At 23.1% G+C, this 642-nt stretch carries 1 protein-coding gene; it reads right to left on the bottom strand.

Annotated elements, in window-relative coordinates:
* Nucleotides 1–24: 24 nt before the first annotated feature.
* The gene (locus tag EQ827_RS08845) at nucleotides 25–624 is read right to left on the bottom strand and encodes a TetR/AcrR family transcriptional regulator (protein WP_181190605.1); all 600 of its coding nucleotides are present in this window, start codon (nucleotides 622–624) and stop codon (nucleotides 25–27) included.
* Nucleotides 625–642 lie beyond the last annotated feature (18 nt).

Raw genomic sequence — 642 nt, 5'->3', positions numbered from 1 at the left:
GTATAAATTATTCCTTTTTGCTCATTACTTATATCCATAAGTACAATTCTCCTCAAAACATATGTTATAAATAATATTTACAAATTCATCAATATAAATTTCCTTTTGGCTATTAGAATTTAATTGTGAAAAGACTGGATTAGAATTCTGAATTAAGTTCATAATTATCGTTGCAGTTATAATAGGTTTTTTCTTTATTTTTGGCTGTATAACTACTAAAATATCCGAAATTAATTCTATCGTTTGTTCACTATAATCAATCATCATTTTATTGAACTGTTCATCTTTAATAGACATCATAGTAATATCACTATTTAAAAATTGATTTTCCCAATTTTTATCAATTCCATTAATTAGAAATTCTTTAAATTTAACCTCTGATCTAACATTATTACCAGTAATTTCTTTCTTTAATTTTTTTATTTCATCTAATGAATATTTAAAAAAAAATTTGATAACTTCTTTAAAAATATCTTCTTTAGATCTGAAATAATTATAAAACACTCCTACAGAAACCCCAGCAGTATCTGTAATATCTTTTATTGTGATTGACAATAAACTATTTTTCTTTAGTAATTTATCAGTTGCGTGAATAAGTTTACTTTTATTATCTTTTTTTGGCATTGAAACCCCCTACTACTT

This window comes from Bombilactobacillus bombi, assembly GCF_013607485.1.
Classification (GTDB): Bacteria; Bacillota; Bacilli; order Lactobacillales; family Lactobacillaceae; genus Bombilactobacillus; species Bombilactobacillus bombi_A.
This window is presented reverse-complemented; position numbering and strand designations above follow the sequence as displayed.

Bases quoted from the DNA above. Each gene is read 5' to 3' on its own strand.
- EQ827_RS08845 (WP_181190605.1), bottom strand. From the start codon at position 624: ATGCCAAAAAAAGATAATAAAAGTAAACTTATTCACGCAACTGATAAA.